The sequence below is a fragment of the Microcystis sp. M53603_WE2 genome, from assembly GCF_030065435.1.
In genome coordinates, this window is sequence record NZ_JASJFF010000168.1 from 1 (window position 1) to 1,745 (window position 1,745).

The window sequence follows — 1,745 nt, forward strand, 5'->3', positions numbered from 1 at the left end:
GGCCCTAGCGGCCGCCTTAAAAGCCGATTTTTGCGAAATTTACACCGATGTACCCGGTATTCTCACCACTGACCCCCGTTTAGTCCCCGAAGCGCGTCTCCTAGACGAAATTACCTGCGATGAGATGCTCGAATTAGCCAGTTTAGGGGCGAAAGTTCTCCACCCGAGAGCGGTGGAAATCGCTAAAAATTTCGGGGTTCCCTTGGTTGTACGTTCCAGTTGGACAGAGGATCCGGGTACTTGGGTGACATCCCCGGCACCGAAACCGCGCACCCTGCAAGGATTGGAATTGACAAAAGCAGTGGATGCGGTGGAATTTGAGGGTAATCAGGCGAAAATCTCCCTTTTACGGGTTCCCGACCGTCCCGGTATCGCTGCCCGTTTATTCGGGGAAATCGCTCATCAACAGGTGGACGTGGATTTAATTATTCAATCGATTCACGAGGGGGACAGCAACGATATCGCCTTTACGGTGATGGGAAATGCCTTAAAAAAAGCCCAATCCGTGGCCGAAGCGATCGCACCGGTTTTACGTTCCCATCCCACTAATACAGAGGAAGCGGAAGTGATTATCGAATCCGGGGCCGCTAAAATCGCCATTACCGGCGCCGGTATGATCGGCCGGCCGGGAATTGCTGCCCAAATATTTAGCACTTTGGCCGCAGCGGCAATTAATATCGAAATGATCTCCACTTCTGAAGTAAAAGTCAGTTGTGTCATCGATGAAGCGGACGGAGAAAAAGCAATTAAAGTCCTTTGTGATGCTTTTCAAGTGGAGTATTCTGCTAAAGTTGCTCATTGCGAAATCCCTAAAAATTTAGTCCCAGTACGGGGAGTGGCCCTAGATAATAATCAGGCCCAAATGGCCATTCGTAACGTCCCCGATCGCCCCGGGATGGCGGCGAGAATTTTCTCGGTTTTAGCGGCAAAAAATGTCAGTGTTGATATGATTATTCAATCCCAACGCTGTCGCATTGTCGATGGTATTCCCCGACGGGATATCGCTTTTACTTTACCCCAAGCTGATGCTAATTTAGCCCAAAAAATCCTCTTAGAACTATCGGAAAGTTTGGGTTTACAGGAAGTGGTGGTTAATAATGATGTGGCCAAAGTGAGCATTGTTGGTTCGGGAATGGAAGGACAACCGGGGGTAGCAGCACGCTTTTTTGAAGCTTTAGCAAAGGAGAAAATTAATATTTTGATGATTGCTACTTCTGATATAAAAATCAGTTGTGTGGTGAATCAGGAAGATGGAGTCAGGGCCCTACAAGTGGTTCACGCCGCTTTTGGATTGGCCGGACAGGGTAAAATTGAAGTACCCGCCTAAATGAAATTACAAGTTCTATGATGGGGGTAAGAGTTGTTTAATTGTTGGCAACTTATACCCCCAAAAACCCGATAAATAAGTTAACCCTCATCACCCCTATTTTATCTATGGACCCTCTTACAGGAGCAGCGATCGCAGTTGGTTCGATTATTGCCACTAAAGCGCTAGAGAAAACCGGTGAAAAAGTGGGAGAGAAAGTTTGGCAACAAACAGAAAAATTTCTCACTTCCCTGAAACAAGTTTGGCTCTTCGGTTTGTGTTATGCAATGGACGGGGATTATAAGGGATGGAACCCTTATATAGAAAGGCATTTAGCGATTTTTGTCAATTGTTTTTTATCTAGAGCGAACTAATCGAATTAAGTCTCTTGCCAGATAAGGATTTAGTCGATTTATGCCCCCCTATCGAACCATACCAA

The 1,745-nt window shown here is 46.4% G+C and carries 2 protein-coding genes; both read left to right on the top strand.

Annotation, left to right across the window (positions count from 1 at the left end):
* Positions 1 to 1,327 (top strand): aspartate kinase (locus PX481_RS03730; RefSeq protein WP_288093706.1); only part of this gene is annotated, 1,327 nt, incomplete at its 5' end.
* 107 nt (positions 1,328 to 1,434) lie between these two features.
* Positions 1,435 to 1,680 carry a hypothetical protein gene (locus PX481_RS03735; protein WP_288093707.1) on the top strand — a complete coding sequence of 82 codons (246 nt, stop codon included), beginning with the start codon at positions 1,435 to 1,437 and terminating at the stop codon, positions 1,678 to 1,680.
* The last annotated feature ends 65 nt before the right edge of the window (positions 1,681 to 1,745 follow it).